Origin of the sequence: Catalinimonas locisalis, from assembly GCF_038039535.1 — a bacterium.
Classification (GTDB): Bacteria; Bacteroidota; Bacteroidia; order Cytophagales; family Cyclobacteriaceae; genus Catalinimonas.
Window position 1 is genome coordinate 1 of the sequence record NZ_JBBPHP010000048.1, and the last position, 21,990, is coordinate 21,990.

Genomic DNA, 21,990 nt, shown 5'->3' on the forward strand with positions numbered 1-21,990 from the left:
GTCAAAACCTTCAAGACGACCGAAGATGGTAAGGAGTTCATTACCGGTATTTTTCTGGAAGGAGATTTCTTTGGATTCATGCCTTTACTCAGTGAAAAGGAAACTTATACCGAAACTGCCGTAGCTATGGAAGAGGCTGAAGTCTGCCTGATTCCGCAGGAGGATTTCTTCAAATTTCTTTACAGTAATCGCGATGTAGCCAACACATTCATCAAGATGCTTTCCAATAACCTGATGGAAAGAGAGGAACAACTGCTTCAGGTATCTTACTTCTCTGTAAGGCAAAGGGTAGCCGAAGTACTCCTGAGAGTAAGTGAACAATCCGCTAAACAGGATGAGTCATTGCCCGAAGTCACTTTAACCAGAGAGGATCTTGCCGGTCTGATCGGAACGGTGAAAGAAACAGTGATCAGAACCCTGGCAGACTTCAAAGAGGAAGGCTTGATTGCTATTGACCGTAAAAAAATCACCATTCTGGACAAGGAACGCTTAATAAGAGTGAAGTCATAGCTTATGGTTTAAGTAGTAGTCCTGCTGCATTTCCGAATAGTTCGGGATGATTTTAATCACCTATTTTTTCAAACATAGATCATTTTAGCTCAGCTTATTTAGCTTTTTCTTTACCCCATCAAAAGGTTTTTTGTAAATACTAAAGATGAATAAGGAGCTTTCAAATGAACGTCTGGAGCATAAGTGGAAGATACACCTCTACCTGAAGGTATGCAATACACTTGCTGAAGGAGAGGCTTCGGTCCGAAACCTACAAAATCGTCATCCTCCCCTGGAACATCTTTCTGTATTGGGAAAAGTGAGTGGCTTCAAAGAACTGGATTTCCGTCATGCATCCGCATGTTTTACTCATTTGACGTCTACAAAAATCCATATCCTGGATATTTCGGGTATAGGAAAAATTTTTGTTGCAGGTTCATTGTCGTCTCTATTACTAGAAAAAATTGATGGCAAAGCCCTGGGGTCATTGGAAGGAGGCTTGATGGGAATTCTGAATGGTTATGGTTTGAGTCATAAAAAAACCACCCACTACCTGGAGCATCTGCGGAACGGCAAACTGCTGATCCTTGGGTGGGAGTACGCTTCGCTGCTGAAAAACAATAACTCTTTTTCTGCAGGAATCGCAAAATAAAAGCTAGCCCTAAGCCTGGCTACAAAAAATCAATCTTAAAAGAAATCTTTCAATTTAATGTATGCAGAGATGGCAAAAAAGATCATAGTCACAGAAAGAGATTATGCGTTGATATCTAAATTCATCAATTATAATCCCAAAAATCTGTCTTATTACGCTTATTCCAGACTTGTGGATGAATTAAAAGAAGCCAGTATTGTCGCTGGAGATAAAACACCACAAGGAGTAATTGGCCTGAACTCAGAAGTGATGTTGTATGAAAATACACTTGGAAAAGAGATTAAAGTAACTTTGGTACTTCCCAGCAAAGTAAATCCTAAAAACAACATGGTTTCAATATTCTCCCCCTTGGGCGTCGCGCTGATTGGATATCGTGAAGGAGACTCCGTGGAATGGGAAGTACAAGGAAGCGTACGGAAGTACAAAATACTCCAGGTAAACAATAGCGGAAATAAAAAATAATTTAAAGCAAAAATCAGCATTTACTGTATTGTATTGCCTGCTCCTCTCATCGTCAGGCCAAACAGGTTTTTTAATTTCAATTACTTTATACATGTTTAATATCAGCAGCTTAAGAAGGGGAAATAGTCTGGGAATAGATTTAGGCAACAGCAATACAATTTTTACTGAGAAAGAGGAGCAATATTTCTCTCAGCCTTCATTCATTGCATTGCATAAAGATAAAAAAGCAGTGAAAGCAGTAGGGCAGGAAGCCTATGATATGCTGGGTAAAGCCAGCGAGCAGTTTAAAATTGTAAAGCCACTAAAAGGTGGAGTAATCATGGATTATGATTCAGCCAATTGTATGGTAAAATCACTGATCAAAAACCTAAATGCCAGATCTTCCTTTTTTTATGGTTTTGATAATGTGGTGGCTGGTATTCCTTATGATACTACTGAAGTAGAACGCAGAGCGCTGCGCGATGTACTTGAGCAATTTAAGGCGCATCGGAAATATTTGATCTTTGAACCTATCGCTGCCGCCATTGGCATGGGGCTGAACATTCAGCAACCCGATGGCAAATTTTTGGTAGATATTGGCGGAGGTGTCACTGAAATTGTGGTCATCTCCCTGTCTGGCGTGGTTTCGCATCAATCTATCAAAATAGCAGGAGACACATTTGACGAGGATATTCAGGATTACTTTAGAAAGCGGTATAATATGTCTATTGGAAGCAAAGTAGCCGAACAACTCAAGATCAAGGTAGGTGCTGCAATAGATTTACCAGATGATGTTCCTGAGGCATGTAATGTGATAGGAAAAAATCTGATGACTGGTCTGCCGGTGAGCATACAGATAAACCACGCAGAAGTAGCGGATATATTAAACGGCTCGCTTGTCAAGATAGAGGATGCAATTCTTAAAGCGCTTGAGGAGTGTGAGCCAGAGCTTGCTGGTGACATTTATGGTAATGGAATTCATCTGACGGGTGGAGGCTCGCTACTGAGAGGTTTTAAGCAAAGACTGGAAGCCAAAACCAGACTTCAGGTGTATCATGACACCCATGCATTACAATCTGTGATCAAAGGCATTGCTACTGTTTTAAAGTCACCGGATACATATAAAACTGTGTTATTTTCGTGATTGATTAAGCTTAAAAATACAGCCATTCAATTTCATTGATATTTATCACTTATTTATGAAAACTGAGAGCAGCATCTTATTTGGCCTGTTAATTACATTTACAAACTAAAGTAAATCAATAACCTAATTGCCAAATTTTCTATATCAAATTTAACGCTTTTACCTTCTGCTTCTTTGGCCAAAATATCATTCAGAAAAATAGTGTTTTCCAGTGACAAAGATCATCATTTTCATATGATATGTATCGTTTCATGCCGGTCTGCTTATTGCTAATTTGGAAAACATAAGGTTACTCCAATTTCGCATTTTCCCTCTTCGGAAGAAGGCGAATTAACCTTTCTTATGAACAATTTTAAGGTGAATAGTATGACGCTGGAAAGACAATTTATCAAAAATAAAAGCAGCCTTATATACAGAGGTATAGGAGCCATCACATTTGGTCTGGTAGCCTTATGTTATCCGGGTGATGAAATCAATGCATTGGCATTCCCATTTGGCCTACTCTTGCTGGTTAGCGGGTTAATCAATATCACCAGGTATATTAGCCTTAGAAAAAATAAATCAGGCAGTATATTCTCACCTGCAGGAAAAGGAGCAACAGAAATATTCATCGGGAGTGTAAGTCTTTTTACTGCTGTTGCAAAGATTGATCTACTTTGGGAACTGATCGCGTTCTGGATCATCATGACGGGCGTTTTTCAGGTTCTCACTTTTAACAGAATCAAGCATCTTATCAAGGAGTGGAAAGTTATGGTAGTGTTAGGAAATCTGGCAGTGATCTTTGGCACCAGCATGCTGGTAAATAACTCATTAAACATGGTTGTTCCCTCCTATGAGCTTGCCATTTTTACTATATTTTATGGACTTTGTTTTATCTATATTTACTTCAAACTCAAGGAAAAAAGCAAATACATCAAAGATAAGCCGGTAAAAGTTTTTGAATATAAAACAAAAGCTTTCTATGAAAAGATGGGGTAGCATTCAGCCTCCAAGCTTATGGGTTGGAGATTAATTTTATATGCTTTAGAAATTAAGATGTGAGTTGTATCAAGCCTTTGAAAATTCCGGACACCAAGCCTGTAAATATTTTGATAAATGAACGGTTCAAAAGATACCGCTATGAAAAGAAAGCCGATCAAAAGAAGTCAAGCCATACAACCCTTGAGCCGTGAACATCACCATAGCCTACTTTTGTGCTGGAAAATCAGAACAGGCATAAGAAAAAACATTGAGCTTGACCGTATAAAAAAATATGCTAACTGGTTTTTTGAAAAACACATCTCACCTCATTTTGAGATAGAAGAAAAATATATTTACCCAGTTCTTGGCAATGAAAACGAATTGGTAAAAAAAGCCCTTGCCGAGCATAGAAGGTTGACAAGGTTATTTGAAAACGATGAAGAACTGGAGAAATCGCTGAGCCGTATAGAGGAGGAACTGGAAGCCCATATTCGTTTTGAAGAGCGCATCCTGTTCAATGAAGTACAAAACATAGCCTCAGAAGAACAACTGAACAAAATTGCCAGACAGCATAGCGAAACAAAGTTTCAGGAAAATACAGAAGACGAATTTTGGAATTAACAGATGAATAATAAGATGAAGATTGAAGTATTTCCACTGTGAGAGGGGAAAAATTTTCTACTTCTGTTCAACTGTATTTTCAAATCGTCATTTTTTCAAAAACACCAGTCCTTTTTCCAAATCTTCCGTCACTTCCTGTACAGTAGTTTTTTCCAGCATTTCTTTGAGAGCATCTCTGATTTGCTTAAACTCATCATGAATAGGACAAGGCTTTCGTTCCGAGCATTCTTTTATTCCTAATCCACAACCTGTAAACAGTTTGTTTCCATCAATAGCCCTTACAATATCAATGAGTCGGATATCTTTTTTCCCTTCTTCAATATAAAAGCCACCGTGCGGACCTTTCACTGAACTGATCAGGTCCATGCGGCTGAGGTTTTGCAGTATCTTGCCGGTAAAATGCTCAGGAACGTCAATTTCCTGACTGATATCACGAATCCCAACTTTTTTTCCTTCCTGGCTTTTGGCTACGATATAGATGACAGCTCTTATACCATATTCACATGCTTTAGAAAACATAATTTTTTCGTTTGTAAAATGTAAAGGCAAATTAAAGAACAAATTTCCACCTGCTTTCATTTAATATCAACAGAAAAAACCTCATTAGGAATGACGCTATAATATTCTTCATCAGGCGGAATCCATTGTAGTGACCATACATTATGATCCTCTTTCAACACATATTCTACCACAATGGGATATGTACCTGACTGCATTTCCTTCATGACTTCAGTATCATCATCATTTTCGTTTATGATCTTATCCCCATCTATGAAAACCCTGCCCGGACCTTCCTTAACCAGCTTAAAAAAATATTTTCCTTTTTCTTCAATGTGTATATTACCGCTAGCACGAACCAAAGCACCTGCTGTAATCGGCTGAAAAGATGATTGCTCAGTAAAATGTATAATATTTGCCTTTCCTGAATATGCTACCGCAACTTCTGATAGCTCTCCGGTTTTGAGATAAGCCAGATCAAACGTACTCACGGTGGAGGGAGCAAAAACATTTATTTCCAAGCCATTTGTTGAATTTGACTTCTGGTTTTTATCCTTAAAAACTTCAGAAAACTTAAGCGTTGGCTGATGCCTGATAGGAGTTTGGTGCACAGTAGAGTCATTCAGGGAAAAAATCCATCTCACTATTTTTTTAGCGTCTTTTTTCTCCAGAAACGGATGCTTGGTCATCTGCTCACTTCCCCACATACCTCCTCCACCCTCAATAATTTTGCTGGCCAAGCGGCTGATGGTGCTAAAATCCGCTTCGTACTTTTGCGAGATTTGTATATAAGTAGGTCCCACAGATTTATCTTCTATATTGTGGCAATTCAGGCAATCATCATTTCTGATGATGGTGAGCGCTGTTTTCTCTTTTACTTTCTTTTGCTGACGATTTTCTTCTCTTTCACTACAAGCTGGTAAGCAAAGTATATAAATGGCCAGTACAACTATGAATAACTTATTCCCTTCTCTTAATATCATCTGATGCTTACTAGTCCTGTTCTCCATATTTTGTGTTAGATATTTTCCTGCAAAATATAATAATTTACAAAAAGAGACAAAAAAGTCTTTTATTAGGTTAACTTATTGCCTGACTGAAAATGTATTGGGTATCAAAAAACCTGATGATAAGTATGAAAGCTTTTCATCAATAAAATTAGGCTAACAACTGAACTGCATATAATTTTGAAAAAATAAAAGAAATGGAGATAAGGTATTTACGTCTGATTAAAGCTATTGTGGAGGAAGGGAGCATTACCCGTGCCATTGATAAGCTCCATCTGTCACAAAGTGCGCTCAGCTACCAGTTGAAGGAAGCTGAAGTACAGCTGGGCACACCTATCTTCTATCGTCGTAATAAAAAACTGATCCTTACTCCTGTCGGAAAAAAGCTGTATAACACTGCTAATCATGTACTCAAGGAAATTGATTCAACAGAATCAGAGATCAAAAAACTGATCTCGGGAGAAACCGGAGTGATCCGCATTAGTACGGAATGCTATACCAGTTATCACTGGTTACCCCCTGTACTCAAAAAATTCAAAAATGAATTCCCAAACGTGGAGGTACAAATTGTTTTTGAAGCGACTCATCGTCCTATTGAGAAACTAATGGAAGGAGAACTGGACCTTGCCATTACCAGTAATCCTGAATCAAAGGACAAAGTGGAATATACTGAGCTTTTCTCCGATGAAATGTTCGCTGTCGTATCACCACATCACCATTGGGCGGAGCTAAACTATGTGGAGGCTGAAGATTTTGAGGATGTCAAATTGATTATTCATTCCTTACCACTGGAAACAGTCTCTATATTCAGAAACCTGCTTACGCCCAAAGGCATACAACCCAAAGACCTCATCATACTGCCCCTCACTGAAGCCTCCATTGAACTGGTGAAGGCCAATATGGGGGTGATTGTCATGGCCAATTGGGCACTCAAACCCTACAAAAACCAGGAGATCAAAACCATCAAGATCAACAAACATGGATTCTTCCGCCAGCAGTATCTGGCAAGAATGGAAGACCGGGATTTTCCCGCCTACTTTGACTACTTCATCAAGTTCCTGAGAGAGGAGATCAGGTTTGATGACAATGAAGAAACCAACTAAAAATTTTCTTTTTTTAACCATTAATATTTTTACAATGAGTTTACAAATCGGTGACGAAGCACCTAATTTTACTGCGCAAACCACTGAAGGAGAAATCAATTTTCATGACTGGCTCGGTCAGGGCTGGGGCGTGCTGTATTCACACCCCGCTGATTTCACACCAGTTTGTACTACTGAACTGGGAAGGACCGCACAACTCAAAAGTGAGTTTGAGCAGAGAAATACCAAAGTGCTGGCAGTGAGCGTAGACGATCTTGACTCACACAAAGATTGGGTGAAAGACATCAACGAAACACAAAACTGCACTGTTAACTTTCCTATCATCGCTGACTCTGACAGAAACGTGGCAGAATTGTACGATATGATTCATAAGAACGCATCGGCTACGCTTACGGTAAGGTCAGTATTCTTTGTAGGACCAGACAAAAAAATTAAAGCTACGATCACCTATCCGGCCTCTACCGGAAGAAATTTCCACGAAATACTCCGGGTAATAGACTCTCTGCAATTAACTGCTGATTATAGTGTAGCTACTCCTGCCGACTGGAAAGAGGGTGAAGATGTAGTCATCGCACCTGCGATCAAAGATGAGGATATCCCTGCCAGATTTCCTAAAGGACACAGGAAAATCAAACCCTATTTGAGACTTACGCCTCAGCCTAATAAGTAAATGGTTTTGCTGTATTCGTATGGAGAGGTGCCATGATTGGACAGAAGACAGGAGCCGGAAGACTGAAGAAAAAGTTTGTAAATTTATTTCATCACTCATTCGTAATTCGTAAGAAGGCAATTAACAATGGATTGGAAAGACGGCATAAAGGGAGGGCCATTTAGCTCGGATCAGCTTGATAAGCTTATCAGTGCGTTTTCGGACTTATCTTCTGAGCAGATACAATGGCTAAGCGGATATTTTGCTGGCACTACGCATGCATTAGCGCAGCAAACAGTTCCACCAAAAGGGCAAAACGCTTCAGCAGGAAAACTCACTTCAGATAAAGTGCCCTTATTGATACTTTATGGCACACAGACCGGCAACGCTGAAAAGCTTGCCTTGCACATGGAAAAGTGTGCCGAATCTACTTCTCTGGAAGTGATCGTAAAGAGTATGGCAGAGTTTAAAGGTAAAGACCTCAAAAAAGTCACTAACCTTGCCATTATCGTAAGCACGCAGGGCATTGGCGAACCTCCAGTTCAGGCCGAAGAACTCTACAATTTCCTCCATAGCAAAAGAGCGCCAAAGCTTGATCATATCAAATATTCGGTGTTGGCACTGGGCGATACCGGCTACGCGCAGTTTTGCCAGACGGGCAAAGATTTTGACAGTGTGCTGGAAAAACTTGGGGCAGCGCGAATTTGTAAAAGAGTGGATTGTGACATTGATTACGAAGATGATGCTTCTGCCTGGATAGATGCTGTATTAAAGGCACTGCAAAAAAGCGAGGCAACAATCTCTCCTACTCCACTTGTTAACTTTCAACAAAATGGTAATGGCCATCAGCAGCAACCTCAGTACAACCGGAAAAGTCCTTTTGAAGCTACGCTTTTGGAAAAGATCAATCTGAATGGCAGAGGGTCTAGCAAAGAAACCATTCACCTGGAAATTGGCCTGGAAGGCTCAGGGATCACCTACAAACCGGGAGACGCGCTGGGCATTTACGCACACAATTCCGAACGTTTAGTCAGCAGTATTCTGGAATCTTTGCAATTCACAGGTACAGAAGAAGTAGAAACTTATAAAGGGATATGCAAGCTTGAGGACGCTTTAACATACGACTATGAGTTGACTCCTTTAACCGCTCTTTCTTTGAATAAATACGCTGAATTGACAGGAAGCAGCAAGCTCAAAAAAACATTAGCTGAACCTTCACGTGTGCCCGAATATCTTTACGGAAGAGATATCATAGACCTTTTGAAGGAAACTCCCTCTAAGCTTAGTGCTCATGAATTAATCTCGGTGCTCAGGAAAAACACAGCACGAATGTACTCCATTGCCTCCAGCCAACAAGCCTATGAAGATGAGGTACATGCTTTAGTCTCTGTCATCCGATATCAATCTCACGGAAGGGTTAAAGAAGGATTTTGTTCATCCCACCTGGCTGACCGGCTTACTTTTGAGAATGATAAGCTCAAAGTTTTTGTAGAGGAAAATAACAAATTCCGGCTTCCAGAAGACGAGCAAACGCCTATCATCATGATCGGCCCGGGTACAGGGGTGGCACCGTTTAGAGCATTTATGCAACAAAGAGAAATAAGTGACAATCCCGGTAAATCATGGCTGTTTTTTGGAGATCGTAATTTTACTACGGATTTTCTCTACCAGACAGAGTGGCTGCAATATCTCAAAGAAGGTGTACTTACCAAAGCGGATGTTGTCTTTTCACGAGATAGTCAGGAGAAAGTCTATGTACAGCACAAGATGCAGGAGAATGGCAAAACGTTATATGACTGGCTGGAAAGTGGCGCTCACTTTTATGTCTGCGGCGATGCCATCAGCATGGCTAAAGATGTTGAAAAAACTTTGAAAGACATCATAAGAACGCAAGGGGATAAAACATCAGAGCAGGCGGAAGAATATGTAAAATACCTGCAACTGTCCTGTAGATACCAGACAGATGTCTATTAACCCACAACGCTACTTTTTTAAAATCTAAATATTTATAGATATGGCTGAACAAGATCATCTTTCACAGGAAGAACATATCAAGAAAAACAGTAATTACCTAAGAGGCACCATTCAGGATAGCCTCAAAGACCCTTTGACAGGCTCGCTAGCCCCAGAAGATATTAAGCTCATCAAGTTTCATGGTTCTTATCAGCAACATGACCGTGACCTTGAGCACGAACGTAAAAAACAAAAGCTGGAACCACTGTACCAGTTTATGGTGAGGGTAAGAGCAGCGGGAGGTATTACCCAGCCTCAGCAGTGGCTTATCCTGGATGAGTTAGCGGAAAAGTATGCCAACAATACGCTTAAGCTCACTACCCGACAGTCCTTTCAGTTTCATGGAATCCTGAAGAGAAATCTTAAATCTACCATCAGGTCTATCAATCAGGCACTGATGACCACTATTGCTACCTGTGGAGATGTGAACAGAAATGTGATGTGCAACCCCAACCCCTACCACTCCCAGGTACATGATGAGGTTTATGAACAGGCAGAAAAGCTCAGCGAATATTTCAAACCTAAAACCAAAGCCTATTATGAGATCTGGCTTGATGGAGAGAAAGTTGAGAACACAGCAGACCAAGAACCTTTATACAATGACACCTATCTACCCAGGAAGTTCAAAATAGCCCTGGCTATACCGCCCCGAAATGATATAGATGTCTTCGCCAATGACCTTGGGTTTATCGCCATAGAAGAAGATGGAAAGCTGACAGGATATAATGTATGTGTAGGTGGAGGATTAGGCAATACTTTAGGCGATGATGCTACTTACCCCAGGTTGGCTGACGTGATCGGTTTTGTCAGGCCAGAGCAGGTGATCCAGGTCGCTGAAGGTGTCATTAGTTTACAGCGTGACTATGGCAACCGTAAGGAAAGAAAAAACGCTCGTTTGAAATACACCATAGACAAAATGGGGCTGGAAGTGTTTAAGCAAAAACTTAATAGCTGGCTGGATTGGGAGTTAGAAAAAGCCAGACCCTTTAAGTTTACCACCAATGGCGATGCGTACGGCTGGTTGAAAGGAACCAATGGCAAGTGGTTTTATACTCTTTTTGTAGAACACGGCAGGGTGCTTGATGAAAAAAACTATCAGCTCAAAACTGCTTTAAGAGAAACCGCTAAAATTCACAAAGGTGATTTCCGCCTGACGGGTAATCAGAACTTGATTATTGGCAATGTCAGCCAGGCGGATAAAAGAAAAATAGAAAAGGTTCTGACTGACTATGGCGTGCTCAACCATCCTAAACTTACGGGTTTAAGACTCCACTCCATGGCCTGTGTGGCACTGAACACCTGTGGGCTGGCATTTGCCGAATCAGAACGCTACTTACCTTCTCTGGTGGATAAACTGGACCAGATCATGGAAAAATACAGTCTGGAAAAAGATGCGATCAATATTCGTATGACTGGCTGTCCCAATGGCTGCGCCCGCTCCTACTTGGGTGAAATAGGCTTTGTAGGCAGAGCCCCCGGACATTACAATCTGTACCTGGGAGCCAGCCACAATGGCGACAGACTTAACGCACTCTACAAAGAGATGGCAGATGAAAAAATCATTCTGGAAGCGCTGGAGCCCATCATCAAACAGTATGCTGAAGAAAGTGAAGACGCAGAACATTTCGGGGATTTTGTGATTCGTAAGGGCATAGTAGAGCCACACATTGTTGAACATCAAAACCTTGCTTTATGATAGCTGAGAGCACTTTATGTTTGTATCCTGTGGAAAGGTGAAGAAACATGCTATAATTTATCCTGTTTAGCTTTCCACTGCATACTTCTATCTGGAGACTGGAGAACACCTATAACCAGGCTTTCTTTCTACCATTAATTAGATTAGGGGCGGTTATCGCGAGACTGGAAAGAGGAAATTATGATATTACTGATTATTTACCTGCTCTTTTTTGCTCTATGAATGTATTCTATCAGTATGATACAAAATTAATCAACAACTTCTGTATCCAATCTATTTGCAGAGCTTTACCAGTTCTCTTTAGCATTATTCTCATAACCCTGACTGTTATTTTTTGTAGCGATAAAATAAACCCAAACCTAACAATAGCACCGTAACTCCACTACCCCACCACCAGTAGGAGAATTGGTACTTTTGTAGGGTAAGTGGTGAAGGATCACCCTGCACTACAAAACCTGCCCAGTAAAAAGGATGAGCAAAAAGCTCGTTGGTAGTAGTCAGATATTGAGTTTTAGCTTTTTGCAGGGCTTCATCTTTGCTCATTCCATCGGACAAGGCCTGGTAAAAATTGACCATAATCTCGGCGGTGGCCTGATCCTGTGCCGGCCACAAACTCATGATAATGCTGGGGCAACCTGCATAGGCGAAAGCACGGCCCAAACTCATCACACCTTCTCCTCTTTGTAACTTTCCAAAGCCGGTGTTGCAGGCCGAAAGGACAGTCATCTGAGCATTGAGCTTCATATTGTATAATTCCCAAGCATAGAGATTTCCGTCTTCTGATTGCTTGTTTGCCGAATCACGGCTTAGTGTATCTCTGTTCCAGGAATCGCCATTCCGGGAATCGCCATTCCGGAAACCTTCGTTCTGGATATTGTCTTCTTGGATGCTAAAAAGTAAACGGGAGTTCATAGGGTACATATCATCAATGATGGCATGGGTGGCCAGATGGATGATGTCATAGCTTGAAGCATATTCTTTGAATAGCTGTTCGTTAGCTGTAGCCCCTTCGTAAAACTGTCCGTTAAAATGATTTGCAATCGCATTTACTTCTGCTGTAGTGCCCTTCAGATTGGCTAAAGAACCGCGTTCTTCATCCGCAATGGCCAAAACCGCGGCACCAGCTGTATCCAGAGAAGATGACTTCTTTTGATTGAATGAAGGGGCAAATGCCAGATATTTGATTTCGCTGTTTCGCTTCCTGGCTTTCAATGATTCCTGCCATAGGGTAGCAGAATAGGCATAAGCAATCTGATGATCTTTGATAATATAGGGTAAATTGAAATATGTACTTTTATTATCCTCAGGAAGTGATTTTATGAAGACTCCGAAAGGAAGATAACTTAGCCCCCCATCCGGAATTACGATCAGATTTTTTCCCTGTATCAAGGGTTCGGCAGGAGCTATTAAGGTATGGTATAGTGTATAAGCACTATGGGTAAATTCATGGATATTATCTGTCTTATGGGCTATAGCTGACCTTACAATCTCTACGTGTTGGTGATACATACTGTCAATACTGCTGTGATAAAATGCAATATTGTTTTTATTGATCACAAAACTATAGATGCTGCTGTCTCCCACAAAATAGGAAAGTAGTGACGCTGATTTCTTGAGTTGCTGCTGAATCTGATCAACTGAGCTAAGACTTGTACTATATTTCAATTGATAATATTCAGGAGATTTCTGCTCCATGACATGGATAAGTGAGTCATAGCTGTTTTTCAACACAAAAATCTTATTCTGGTACGATTTGAAGTCTGAGCTGTCAGGATGTTTCTGTTGTTCTTCAAACAGCTTCCGTTTATAAAAGGCCAGATCTATTTTCAAAGCTCTTTCCGCTGACAATACTGAGGTAGGAATATTAGCAAACTCCTCAGCTTCCGATTCTTTCATGGCTTCCAGCAGAGCTACCGCCTTACTTTTTTCAGCCAGTGTAAAAGCTTGATTTATATATTCATTTTTAGCATTACGCTCATATAACAACCAGGCCGTTTCCAGGGCATCTTCAAAGTAATCTACGCTTTTTCCGGCCAGCAAATTTTTAGAAGTTGATGTCATCAGACTTTTACGGGTTTCCTGCAAAGTATTGGCTGCCAGTTGATAGGTTTGAAGAGCATAATTGAGGTCTTCCACTGTACCCGAACCTTTCTCTCCGTATTCCCGAAATGCCAGTGCCTTGGCATTTAGTACTTCGTATAGGATGTAGGGATTTAATGTCTGATCAATGGGTGGATTCTGGTAAATGTCCAGGGTATCCAGCGGTGCGTAAAGTACCTGTAGCGCCTGCTGATAGGCAGTGAGGCTTGCTGAAAAATGTTGTAACTTTCTATGTACATTGCCAATATTTGCATATACATAAGCAACTTCAGGATGGCTTAGCCCCACTGTTTGTTTTCTGACCTCCAAGTCTTTATGATAGTATTCCAGCGCCCTGTTGTAGTCCTGCATTTCTTCGTAACAACTTCCTATATAACCATAGGTTTCTCCTAGTCTGGATTGCCATACCTCCGCTAATTCCAGGTAGACTTTTAAGGCTTCTTGCTGATACTGTAATGCTTGCTCGCCCTGTCCTAACTTAAGGCTGGTATTCCCTATGTTATTATAGAGTGCTGCTATTTGAGGAGAATGATTTTCTCCTGCCTTTTCTAAAATGTTCAGCGACTTCCGGAAGTAAGCCAGAGCCTGCTCATAATTTTGCTGGTTGTTATAGGTAGCGCCAATATGAGAGATAAGAGCAGCACTATGCAGATCATTTTCTCCAAATGAAGCTATGGCAATGTCTAGCGATTTCTGAAAATAAGTCCGAGCCATCTCAGCATCGCCCTTTTGGATATAACAAATTCCGATGCTTTCGTAATCTCCGGCTACGTAAGCATGGTTTTCCCCAAACAAATGAATATCTATCCGAAGGGCTTTGAAGTAGTACTCAAGGGCAGTAGCGTTGTCACCCCGGTCTGCATAGATATTGCCTATATTAAAATAGCTACCCGCTACATTAGAATGATTTTCCCCAAATGCCGACAGAAAAAGCGGCAACGCTTTATGATGGTATTCCAGGGCTTTGTCAAATACTTCCATAGAAGCATAGGTAGCACCCAGTCCATTGTAGGCCGCAGCGGCAAACCGACTGGTATCCTGCCCGAGGGCGGTTAGCATATCCACACCTTTCAGGGTGTAGGCTATGGATTTTTCGGGCATATATTTGCGCCGGTATACATTCCAGATATTAATGTTCATTCTCGCTATTTCTGCCTCATGATCTCCCTGTAAATCGGTAAAAATGTCCAGAGCGGTTGAATAATTTTGCAAGGCTTCATCATACTGGCTGGTATAAAACTGATTCCACCCCAACTGATCATAGGCATTGGCCGTTTGCAAATGCTTTGCTCCAAGTTGTTGTACACTTAATGAGAGGGCTTGCTCAAGTAGCTGTTTAGCTTTATCATACTGACCTAGGTTATTGAACACTTCTCCTCTTCGGGTCATGCAATCAATATATTGCTCATAATAAATGCCTTTCTTATAAATCTTTTCTGCGATTTCAAAATATAATAGCGCACTGTCGTATTCTTGATCGGTTGCAAATGTAGCAGCTTTCTCATAATGCTGCCTGGCCATTGTTGTATCAGCCTGTACATTTATTTGCGCTATGCACGGACTGGCAAAGGAGAGCGCAAAAGGTAGAATGACATACTGTAAATGCCTGATCATAAATGATAATTGCTTTTTGATGCAAAGCCTATTTGCAAACTGTGGTTTACCTTTCCCGGCAACTATCTTAATATAAGAAAAGGAATTGTCATTGCCTTATTTCTGGGCGATGATTTACCATGCTTATAGTCAAGGACAAAACTTATTGTAAACGATATTGTACTTGCCGAGGATGGACTCAAAATCTTTTGCAGCCAGTTTTTGCAAAATCAGTGTACATAATAGTAACCATACATTTGATAAATGAAGAGCATAATTCCTGCTATTACTAAATAATAGTTGGCAGCTTTATAGAAGGCCTGATAACTCTTCTTATGTTTCCATGTGTTGATGATGAATACTATAGGAATCAACGCCAGAATTTGGCCCAACTCTACGCCTATATTGAAAGATACTATTTTAGACAGGAACTGTGCTGTGCCGACTTCAAAGGATTGTAACCTGGTAGATAAACCAAAACCATGAATGAGACCAAAAATAAAAACCATCAATAGCAGATTGGGAGATTGTATATTGAACTGTTTCTGAAAACCACCCAGATTCTCAAATCCTTTGTACAATACACTTAAAGCAATAACCGCATCTATCAAATGCTCATCTGCCCTGATGCCCAGGTAAGTAGCCCCAATCAACGTAATGCTATGACCAATGGTAAAGGCAGTGATGAAACGAACCACATCTTTGAATCCACTCAAATAGAAGATGACGCCTGCCAGGAACAGCAAATGATCGTAACCCGTGACCATGTGCTTTGCGCCGACATAGATATAGGCTAATAACCCTCCATTGTTTAATATTTCCTGATCAGCACTGCTTACCCCGTGTGCTAATAATACGACAGGGTAGCATAGCAGTATGCAGCATAGAGTCAATCTTAAAATTAATCGCTTCACTTATTTTTTCCGGTTAAACCAAAAAAACATCCCCCCTATCAGTAGAAGACTGCCAATCCAATAGACATAAGTTGGAATACCGGATTCCTGATCATGCGTATGGGTATTCTCTCCATGCTCATGCGTCACTTCAAAGCTAAGGGTCGCCCAGTTAGACTCATGCGTGAATCCTGGTTCTTCGGAATGAACCAGGTGAATAGTACGCAAATACCATATTCCATCTGCTGAAAGAGGTAGCTTTAAATTTCCATTGTCATCAGTGCGAAGTTGCGTACCGTAGGTATGCTGATGGTCTGAAGTTTCATGACCTTCATGAGTATGATCACTTTCTGATCCATGCGAATGAGGATGGCTGTGCCCATGCTCGCTCGTTCTGTAATCTGCATAGACCAGTTGATTAGCCAATGGCTCACCTCTTACAAGAAGTTTAACTTGCAGTTCGTCTCCTGTATGTAGGTTATAGGGATTGCTGAGAGGAATAAATTCAATGGGATAGCCCAATGCCGTTTGCCAGTCGTTCGTTCTTTCGTCACCCACCTGAAAGATGGCTTTGACATGCTTGGAATATTTTTCCACGGCATCGGTTTCAAGCTGGTCATTTTCCTTTCGCCATGCCAACATATCCAGCACACCATCATGCTCAAGATAACTGTTGAAATCAGTGGCAGTCAGTTCTATTGATCTTGGAACGGTAGAAACTCCAGCGACCCAGGTACCGGGTTCTCCGGTATTAAAACTTAAAATGGTAGCACTATCTTTTTCACTCCACTGAGCCGTGTCTACCTGAGAGCGTTTACCATTGCCTAGCAGGCTCACATCTACCATACGATCGCGCGTAATTACATTTTCACTCTTATCAAAAGTCCCATTGTAGAGTTCAATAGTCGCTGCGCTACCAGGCTGGAGAAAATAGGTGTCCAACTTCAGGTACATATCATGACTACTGAACAACACAAAAGCGATCAGAAACAGGAATATTTTTTTCATCAGAGGGGTATCGAGTAAAGGAGATTAGGTCTAATAATTACAAGCCAAAATTAGAAGGATTAAGCGAAAAGTAGAAGAAAATCTGATTGAAATGATGAGACTGTAAATATCTGGGAGAATAGAAAAACTATTGGGTTTACATATCAACCACAAGGGTTGCATAAATTATGTACACATAAAAGGGATTTACCTTCTGAGGTACACCCTAAGCTTTTAAATTAAGTAAGCTTTCTGCATAGTAATTTATTTACTCCACAGAAAGCTTAACTTATAAAATAACTACAGCTATTACACCCTAGAATACACCAATGTAGTGGTTCCCAGCTTTATTAACCAATTTGGCTCCTTTGGTCACTTCTCCTGTCTGGCTGTCCAATACATAAATATTTCCATCCTTACCAATGGGAGTCACTGCCATTAATAGCTCATCTCCACTCACAAGAAAACCCTGGTACTGATGAAGGCTCAGGTCAGCATCATTAGGAATTTCTTCTACCCTTTCGGCAGTTTGGTTATTCAGATCAATACGGGCAACATAGCTCTGGTCAGACTCTCCGTAACGATATACTATGTAGCCAATACCATTGCGCACATATCTCCAGGTCTGCACATAGACATCATCCACGCCTAGCGCCTGGTCCAAGCTGAATACGTAAGAGTTGTCATACTCATTATCAGCCGTGATTTTAAGTATATGAGAGCCATCGGTGTCTCGCTGGGTAGCCTGATATATACTCCCGTCTTCAGCCAGGAAGTTGACATTACTACGATAGCCTGAGCAGTCACCGTTCGCCACAGTTGAAGTGATCACTTGAGGGTTTTCCAGGGAAGGGTAATCTACCACTACAGACTTGGTACCCAGTCTCTCCCATTCACTTTCTCTCTCACCCGTGGCAGGATCGTACTTGCGCATCCAGGTACCAATAATCAATTTATCACCAGCCTGGTTTAATACCGGAGCGTCCAAACGAAAGATGGCATGTCCTTCACTTTCTTCTTCTGCTGAAAGAGGAATTTCATATTGCTTGTAATCTGAGATAAGCACATCCTGCAGATCCAAGGCAAGTACAGTGGCTGTACCACGGTAATAGGCAAAGGGCTCATCCGACTCAGCATTGTTTGCGGTAATATCCGCTATATTCACAGCTATACCCGTTTGATCTCCGTCATAGAGTTTTCCCCATCTGGGAGCAGTTCCGGCATATTGAGCAATGCTCACTGTAACATCTTCTTCCACATAATTGGCACCTCCCTGAACATTGAATCTTGAAAATTCACCACCATTTTCTCCGGCATAAGCGATGTTGAACATGGTATTACCATCTTCAGCAACCTGCAAACGCGCGGTACGGTTTGATTTTACCGGTTCTCCTTCATCATATAAATTGATAGTAGTTTCAGGGTTAATAGCGTCTTCATAGCTTATTGCATAGATCATCGTACCACCATTGCCATCTCCAGGATTGTCACCCATAAGCGCTCCGGCTACAGTTACCCAACGGGAATCATCCACCGGGTCTTCTGTATCTATCGGGCCTGAGGGTTCGTCTTCATCACAACTAGTCAATGTAAAAGCAATTGCTACTGCACTGAATAACCAAAATTTAATAAACAGATTCTTCATGATAAGCATTATAAAAATTTACAAATTGGTAAGTGTATAATTGAGTTTTAGATAGAAAGCCCTTCCTGGTTTTTGTACAGCGAAATTGTCGTATACCTGAGTGTCAAAAATATTTCTCACATCGGCGCTGACTACAAATTTTTTGTTGGGAAAAATGTAATTGACTCCCAAATCATGAATGAACTGAGGGGGTGTTCTGAAATCTTCAATTTCAAGCCATGTGGTATAAAAACGGTCCACAAAACCAAAGTTGTAAGAAAGATTTACGCTAGAGTTCTCTGCAATCAGGTCACTGAAAGTGTATTGTACAGCGCTATTGGCGGTGAAGAAAGGTTCATTGGGCAACTGTTGGTTGTAGTTATCATAGACATTACCGTTGGCATCATATTTCATGTTGAATACAGAGTTGAACCTGGACATATTCAACATCACATTCAGTCGCTTGTCGTATGTATAGTTCAGCTCCGCTTCAAACCCTATTGACTTTGTTTTTCCAAGGTTTTCAAAAGGATTGGTTTGTACCGCGTCATTGATTCGGGGATTGATCCTTTGTACAATTTTGTCTCGCGTATCCCGTATGAAGCCGGTACCTGAAAATGATAATTTATGGTCTGCTATGCTATAATTTCCTGCCTGAAATCCCAGGTTTACATTATTACTGATCTCGGGATTGATACCAAGATTTTCTACAATATTGTCTCCCGGACTTCCGAATATTTCATTTTCAGAGGGCATTCTTACGGCCTTCTCCGCAGAAGCGAGTATCACCAGGTGGCGCATAGCGGTGAAAGACAAAGCAATGCCATATCCGCTAGTGTTTCTACTGCTGTTTACCCTATCTTCTGTCCGCACCGATGCTCCGTTTTCTTCAACCAGTATTGGGTCCATCCGCTCTATACGCTGCTGATAAAGCTTGCCAAATACATTGGCTTTCAGTCGGGTATCTAAAACGTTTAGCTCATAAGCTAGCGAGGAGATATTCTTATGTAAATCACGGGTTCCTATAAATTCCCGTTCTACAGCGCTGCGTTTTTCATCCTGCTGCGTACGGTCAATATTGAAAAACGCATGACTAAATATGAGCTTATGGTGATCGTTAATAGCGTAATTGAGGCCCGATCTGAAGGTAGCGATATTTCTGTTGATATGATTAATCGTGGGTGCTCCCTGCTGCGCTCCCTGCGGTCTTAGGATCGGGTTGCCATCCAGGCCAACACTGCGTTCGCCAAACCAGTTGTAGTTCCACTTAACCGTATCATTCACCACCTGATTTCTGTCACTGATTACTCCGTTGAAGGTAAGCTCTAATCCGGGGATAAACAGATCACTTTTTCGGTAGGTGACACCAGCCGCATTGGCCTGAGATACAGTAAACCTTCCCTTATAAGGAATAGACATATAGGTACCATGCTGAATCTCATTGTAATCGTCAGAACCATTGTAGCTGATAAAAAACTGATCGGCCCATTTCTCATTGGTAAAACCAAGCGCTATTTGTCCGCCAACAGATCGGTAGGCATCATTAAATCTTCTGGCACGCACATAGTCATACCGTCCATTTGGCAATATGTTCCTAACGAATTTACCCCATACTTCATAATCATTGTCGGAGTAATTATAAAAACCTGATGCCTTTACTGTAAAGCCCGACTGATCATTGCGGTACATCCCGCTAAAATTGCCCTGAAATGTATTAAAAGAACCGTATGAAACTGATGCGGTCAGGTTATTGGTCACTTCCTGCTTCAAAACCACATTGATGGCTCCTCCCAATGCATCATCAGCCAGATGCGCAGGCAGTACTCCTTTGTATATTTCTATGCGCTCTATCAAGGCGGGTGGAATACTGTTCAGGCTGAAAGATGTACCATAAGTAGAAACAGGCAGGCCATCTATGAAAATCCGTACAGAGTTACCCGACATCCCATTGAGATTGTACTCCACTGATGAACCCAGTCCCCCATTTTGGCGAACCCTCACCCCTGCCGTCCGGTTGAGCAGATCATTGGTCTGAACTGACTGCAGTGATGCAGCTTTTGTTTCTACCACATTCACTGCAAAGCCTTTGGTTTCAATTTCCTTTTTTTCCGTGACTCCTTCCACTATAACTTCATCCAGTACACTGGCATCAGCTCTTTCCAGCACCAAGGCTCCATCAATAGTAAAGCTATCTACTTTAACCGTAAATGCTCTTTTCTTAATTTCAATGCTACTGATCTCCAGTTGGTGTGTACCGTAAGGTACATTGGCAAGCTCATACCAGCCGTTTTCACTTGAGAGCGTATGTTTTTTGATAGAAGGAATAAAAACTGTAGCGTAGGTTACTGGTGTGCCATCTTCAAAAGTAAGCGTTCCTGAAATCTTTCCAGCCTGCGAAAAACAGAGATTGGCTGAGAGCAGACTTACCACAAAAGACATCAAGAATAACTTTCTTTTCATAAAGCAGTCAATGATTTAGGTGTAAACCACCCCTTATTTTCATTTAGATCAATTAAAAATAGTGGCGCAATTTTATAGATAGAATCTTAGTAAAGCAAGTTGTTTAGAAAAATTCTAAATAATTAAATTAGTTCCTGTCGTAACGTCCTGATAGTGAAAGGGGTGTATAGAGTGATGACACTATGATAGTAATTAAGAAGGTCCCTGTGCAGTGGTCTGCATAGTTCCGTACAAGTTAAGCTAACAAGAACATCATTTATTAATTAGTGACTTAACAAGCATATTGTCCTCTAAAAAGGACAAGTTTGTCATAAGCGGTTAGAGTCAAGCCCGGAAAATATTTAAAAATTCTTCGGGATTATGAAGATATTTTACTGAAAGAAGACATGCTTCAGCAGAGGTGTACACACTTAATTTATTTTTCATCAAAAGAGTCTGGAAAATTATGGGTATGGAAATAACAATTCTTTTATGCTTAAGTAGTTCTAACCTTCTGAAAAATGCTTTTTAGGTCTTTAACACTTGTTAAAAAATACCCTTAAATGTACCCAATCTTAAACATTCAAAGTAACCAAGTCTTTGCTGCACAAATTCATAATTATACCATATGGGTTTATACTATATTCTTATAAATAGAAAAATAATATTGAGTATTACTTCTTATTTTAACATATGAATATATAGCAACAATTCTCAATCGCCATCAAAAAACTTGTATAATTTATAAGAAGATACAAATGCATATTGATAATAATTATGTAAATTTTGGAATCTACATTTTAATCTGAATTTGAAGAGGCAGTATAATAACTTTGCTTATAAGCAAGTTTAATACAGCCATATTTTGATATTATCAAAATAATATTTTTTATTTTTTACATAAATTAAAATAAAATTCTATGTTTGCGCATATGCTCATTTAAGCAAACAGCATGAAGTTAAAAATACCAGATGGTTTGACACTTTTTTATAAGGCAATATTTCAATGGAAACATATAGGACCTAACAATCTGAAAGCCAGTGAAATAAAAAGTATTCTGTCACCAAATGATGTGAGCTT

General features: G+C 40.7%; 17 protein-coding genes. 10 read left to right on the plus strand and 7 right to left on the minus strand.

What is annotated here, in order from left to right:
- From WJR50_RS29695 to WJR50_RS29720, 6 genes are all read left to right on the plus strand, one after another.
- On the plus strand, window positions 1–510 hold a 510-nt coding region (locus WJR50_RS29695), incomplete at its 5' end, for a Crp/Fnr family transcriptional regulator (protein WP_341296965.1).
- A gap of 145 nt (window positions 511–655) precedes the next feature.
- Complete coding sequence (locus WJR50_RS29700; protein WP_341296966.1) at window positions 656–1,141, plus strand: hypothetical protein; 486 nt, start codon at window positions 656–658, stop codon at window positions 1,139–1,141.
- Between the two features lie 69 nt (window positions 1,142–1,210).
- Window positions 1,211–1,603, plus strand: a complete 393-nt coding sequence (locus tag WJR50_RS29705; RefSeq protein ID WP_341296967.1) for a GreA/GreB family elongation factor — start codon at window positions 1,211–1,213, stop codon at window positions 1,601–1,603.
- A 91-nt stretch (window positions 1,604–1,694) separates the two neighbouring features.
- Window positions 1,695–2,726, plus strand: coding sequence for a rod shape-determining protein (locus tag WJR50_RS29710; protein ID WP_341296968.1), 1,032 nt, complete (start codon window positions 1,695–1,697; stop codon window positions 2,724–2,726).
- A 342-nt stretch (window positions 2,727–3,068) separates the two neighbouring features.
- Entirely contained in the window at window positions 3,069–3,704 is a 636-nt protein-coding gene (locus tag WJR50_RS29715) for an HdeD family acid-resistance protein (RefSeq protein ID WP_341296969.1), read from the plus strand.
- A 141-nt stretch (window positions 3,705–3,845) separates the two neighbouring features.
- Window positions 3,846–4,307 carry a hemerythrin domain-containing protein gene (locus tag WJR50_RS29720; protein WP_341296970.1) on the plus strand — a complete coding sequence of 154 codons (462 nt, stop codon included), beginning with the start codon at window positions 3,846–3,848 and terminating at the stop codon, window positions 4,305–4,307.
- Between the two features lie 87 nt (window positions 4,308–4,394).
- On the opposite strand, the gene WJR50_RS29725 is transcribed toward WJR50_RS29720, so the two are convergent.
- Window positions 4,395–4,826 (minus strand): RrF2 family transcriptional regulator, encoded by a 432-nt coding sequence (locus tag WJR50_RS29725; protein ID WP_341296971.1) that lies wholly within the window; start codon window positions 4,824–4,826, stop codon window positions 4,395–4,397.
- Window positions 4,827–4,882: 56 nt separating this feature from the next.
- Window positions 4,883–5,815, minus strand: a complete 933-nt coding sequence (locus tag WJR50_RS29730; RefSeq protein ID WP_341296972.1) for a PA14 domain-containing protein — start codon at window positions 5,813–5,815, stop codon at window positions 4,883–4,885.
- Window positions 5,816–6,009: 194 nt separating this feature from the next.
- Between WJR50_RS29730 and WJR50_RS29735 the strand changes: the two genes are divergently transcribed.
- The 4 genes from WJR50_RS29735 to cysI all read left to right on the plus strand — a co-directional run bounded on the left by WJR50_RS29735 (window position 6,010) and on the right by cysI (window position 11,273).
- On the plus strand, window positions 6,010–6,915 hold the full coding sequence (locus WJR50_RS29735) for a LysR family transcriptional regulator (protein WP_341296973.1): 906 nt from the start codon (window positions 6,010–6,012) through the stop codon (window positions 6,913–6,915).
- Window positions 6,916–6,949: 34 nt separating this feature from the next.
- Window positions 6,950–7,585 (plus strand): peroxiredoxin, encoded by a 636-nt coding sequence (locus WJR50_RS29740; protein WP_341296974.1) that lies wholly within the window; start codon window positions 6,950–6,952, stop codon window positions 7,583–7,585.
- A 126-nt stretch (window positions 7,586–7,711) separates the two neighbouring features.
- Window positions 7,712–9,538, plus strand: a complete 1,827-nt coding sequence (locus tag WJR50_RS29745) for an assimilatory sulfite reductase (NADPH) flavoprotein subunit (protein ID WP_341296975.1) — start codon at window positions 7,712–7,714, stop codon at window positions 9,536–9,538.
- A gap of 40 nt (window positions 9,539–9,578) precedes the next feature.
- Window positions 9,579–11,273 (plus strand): assimilatory sulfite reductase (NADPH) hemoprotein subunit, encoded by a 1,695-nt coding sequence (gene cysI, locus WJR50_RS29750; protein ID WP_341296976.1) that lies wholly within the window; start codon window positions 9,579–9,581, stop codon window positions 11,271–11,273.
- Between the two features lie 327 nt (window positions 11,274–11,600).
- On the opposite strand, the gene WJR50_RS29755 is transcribed toward cysI, so the two are convergent.
- The 5 genes from WJR50_RS29755 to WJR50_RS29775 form a co-directional block, all read right to left on the minus strand.
- Window positions 11,601–14,987 (minus strand): CHAT domain-containing protein, encoded by a 3,387-nt coding sequence (locus WJR50_RS29755; protein WP_341296977.1) that lies wholly within the window; start codon window positions 14,985–14,987, stop codon window positions 11,601–11,603.
- Between the two features lie 209 nt (window positions 14,988–15,196).
- Window positions 15,197–15,880: a HupE/UreJ family protein gene (locus WJR50_RS29760; protein ID WP_341296978.1), complete on the minus strand. Its 684-nt coding sequence runs from the start codon at window positions 15,878–15,880 to the stop codon at window positions 15,197–15,199.
- Window positions 15,881–16,867 carry a DUF4198 domain-containing protein gene (locus WJR50_RS29765; protein WP_341296979.1) on the minus strand — a complete coding sequence of 329 codons (987 nt, stop codon included), beginning with the start codon at window positions 16,865–16,867 and terminating at the stop codon, window positions 15,881–15,883. It abuts the gene before it with no gap.
- A 295-nt stretch (window positions 16,868–17,162) separates the two neighbouring features.
- Complete coding sequence (locus WJR50_RS29770; RefSeq protein ID WP_341296980.1) at window positions 17,163–18,491, minus strand: DUF4374 domain-containing protein; 1,329 nt, start codon at window positions 18,489–18,491, stop codon at window positions 17,163–17,165.
- A gap of 18 nt (window positions 18,492–18,509) precedes the next feature.
- Window positions 18,510–20,930, minus strand: a complete 2,421-nt coding sequence (locus WJR50_RS29775) for a TonB-dependent receptor (RefSeq protein ID WP_341296981.1) — start codon at window positions 20,928–20,930, stop codon at window positions 18,510–18,512.
- Window positions 20,931–21,990: the final 1,060 nt, after the last annotated feature.

Coding starts and splice junctions, on each gene's coding strand:
- WJR50_RS29700 (WP_341296966.1), top strand. CDS start 656: ATGAATAAGGAGCTTTCAAATGAACGTCTGGAGCATAAGTGGAAGATA.
- WJR50_RS29705 (WP_341296967.1), top strand. CDS start 1,211: ATGGCAAAAAAGATCATAGTCACAGAAAGAGATTATGCGTTGATATCT.
- WJR50_RS29710 (WP_341296968.1), top strand. CDS start 1,695: ATGTTTAATATCAGCAGCTTAAGAAGGGGAAATAGTCTGGGAATAGAT.
- WJR50_RS29715 (WP_341296969.1), top strand. CDS start 3,069: ATGAACAATTTTAAGGTGAATAGTATGACGCTGGAAAGACAATTTATC.
- WJR50_RS29720 (WP_341296970.1), top strand. CDS start 3,846: ATGAAAAGAAAGCCGATCAAAAGAAGTCAAGCCATACAACCCTTGAGC.
- WJR50_RS29725 (WP_341296971.1), bottom strand. CDS start 4,826: ATGTTTTCTAAAGCATGTGAATATGGTATAAGAGCTGTCATCTATATC.
- WJR50_RS29730 (WP_341296972.1), bottom strand. CDS start 5,815: ATGGAGAACAGGACTAGTAAGCATCAGATGATATTAAGAGAAGGGAAT.
- WJR50_RS29735 (WP_341296973.1), top strand. CDS start 6,010: ATGGAGATAAGGTATTTACGTCTGATTAAAGCTATTGTGGAGGAAGGG.
- WJR50_RS29740 (WP_341296974.1), top strand. CDS start 6,950: ATGAGTTTACAAATCGGTGACGAAGCACCTAATTTTACTGCGCAAACC.
- WJR50_RS29745 (WP_341296975.1), top strand. CDS start 7,712: ATGGATTGGAAAGACGGCATAAAGGGAGGGCCATTTAGCTCGGATCAG.
- cysI (WP_341296976.1), top strand. CDS start 9,579: ATGGCTGAACAAGATCATCTTTCACAGGAAGAACATATCAAGAAAAAC.
- WJR50_RS29755 (WP_341296977.1), bottom strand. CDS start 14,987: ATGATCAGGCATTTACAGTATGTCATTCTACCTTTTGCGCTCTCCTTT.
- WJR50_RS29765 (WP_341296979.1), bottom strand. CDS start 16,867: ATGAAAAAAATATTCCTGTTTCTGATCGCTTTTGTGTTGTTCAGTAGT.
- WJR50_RS29770 (WP_341296980.1), bottom strand. CDS start 18,491: ATGAAGAATCTGTTTATTAAATTTTGGTTATTCAGTGCAGTAGCAATT.
- WJR50_RS29775 (WP_341296981.1), bottom strand. CDS start 20,930: ATGAAAAGAAAGTTATTCTTGATGTCTTTTGTGGTAAGTCTGCTCTCA.